2 protein-coding genes are annotated in these 1941 nt (G+C 35.1%); both read right to left on the bottom strand.

Features of this window, described 5'->3' with window-relative positions:
- Positions 1 to 69 precede the first annotated feature (69 nt).
- Positions 70 to 477: an arsenate reductase ArsC gene (locus tag GVV20_RS10455; protein WP_159740096.1), complete on the bottom strand. Its 408-nt coding sequence runs from the start codon at positions 475 to 477 to the stop codon at positions 70 to 72.
- Between the two features lie 77 nt (positions 478 to 554).
- Positions 555 to 1592 carry an ACR3 family arsenite efflux transporter gene (gene arsB, locus GVV20_RS10460; RefSeq protein WP_159740095.1) on the bottom strand — a complete coding sequence of 346 codons (1038 nt, stop codon included), beginning with the start codon at positions 1590 to 1592 and terminating at the stop codon, positions 555 to 557.
- Between the last annotated feature and the right edge of the window lie 349 nt (positions 1593 to 1941).

Below are 1941 nucleotides of genomic sequence, written 5' to 3' on the forward strand. Positions count from 1 at the left end.
ATATATATATATATATATATATGCCTACCGAGTAGGTTATTTAAACTTAAAGAGATGCTAATGCATCCCTTAAAGTATCTTGCCACTTTCAATTCGTTGCTTCAAATCGATGATTTTTTCTTCAATTAATTTAAGCGTATTTTCGAACGTTTCTTTACCTTTACCTGATGGATCATCGAGTCCCCAATCTTCACGATGCTTACTCGGCAAGTAAGGACAATCAACGTTGCATCCCATTGTTACGACTATATCGACTGTCGGAATCTCAGCAATTAACTTAGATTGCTGTGTCGCATTCATATCAATATTGTATTTTTCCTTTATTAATGAAACTGCATCCTGATTAATTTGAGGCTTTGTTTCAGTACCTGCTGAATAAGAATCAAATGTTTCGGCAGCGAGAATCTTTCCGACAGCCTCTGCCATCTGACTTCTGCATGAATTGTGTACACAGATAAATGCTACTTTTGGTTTCATAGTTTCTCCTATTTTATCTTAATTGATGTCTATATCCTATTAATTATTTTTGTATCCAATAACATAACTCATACCAATTACTCTGGGAAATAATGCTTTGTATTGTTGGCAATTTTAACCAGAATCAACATAATTGGAACTTCTGTTAACACCCCGACTATCGTAGCCAACGCTACAGGTGACTGAGCACCAAACAACGCAATAGCAACTGCAACGGAAAGCTCAAAGAAATTAGAGGCGCCGATCATCCCAGCAGGTGCGGCAATACAATGCGGAAGTTTTAGCTGTTTAGATGTTCCATATGCGATGAAAAATATCAAAAATGTTTGAATCGTAAGTGGAACGGCTATCAATAAAATATGTAGTGGATTTGATAAGATAACTTCTCCTTGAAAACTAAAAATAAAGGTTAATGTTAATAAAAGACCTACCATTGTTGACGCGTCAAACTTCTTAATAAAGACTGTATCAAAATAATCTTGCCCCTTCTTCTTAACTACATAATGTCTCGTTGAAACACCAGCAATTAATGGAACAACCACAAACAATACCACCGAAAGTATCAGTGTATTCAACGGTACGCCAACGTTTCCAACACCTAAGAGCAACGCTACGATTGGTACAAAAGCAAACAGGATAATTAAGTCATTAGTTGCAACTTGAGCAACAGTATAGCTCGCATCCCCATTCGTTAGATAACTCCATACGAAGACCATGGCTGTACACGGAGCGGCACCAAGAAGGACGGCCCCAGCTAGATAGTCACTCGCTAAATCTGCAGGTATTAATGCTTTAAAAACAATAAAGAAAAAGAAATATGAAATTGCGTACATCGTGAATGGCTTTATTAACCAGTTAACGATCCAGGTTATGTATAAGCCTTTTGGATTCTTTTTAATTTGTTTTATACTTGCAAAATCAACTTTCATCATCATAGGGTAAACCATGATCCAAATGAGTATTGCCATAGGAATTGACACTTTAGCATACTCGAATTTATTTAAGAACGATGGAATTCCTGGTGCAAATTTTCCGACGCTCACTCCAACGACCATACAAACCAACACCCATAGTGAAAGATGCCTTTCAAAAAAACTAATACTATTACGTTTCATAGTCTACCCTCCAAAAATACCTTCTGACCAAAACTCCCTATCAAAACCAGCATTTTTTTATTAAATATCTGATTTAGTTTATTCATCTCCTATTTACCTATATAGATTATCTTCTATATAGATGATTGTCAATATAGAGTTAAATTTCACTTATTCTGTTTCAAGATACGAAAATCTTGAATTTTCATTTCCTACCCAATTTTATACAAGATAATTTAAATCTATTCTTTGGCAAAGATTCCATAATCGTTTACAGATAGCAGTTTTAAGCGGTTTATCTTTAACGTCCTAGAATATCACTCATATGCTCGATACCTACGTGATACGTCATTTTTAAGAAATACAATTT

This window comes from Erysipelothrix aquatica, assembly GCF_009828775.2.
Classification (GTDB): Bacteria; Bacillota_I; Bacilli_A; order Erysipelotrichales; family Erysipelotrichaceae; genus Erysipelothrix; species Erysipelothrix aquatica.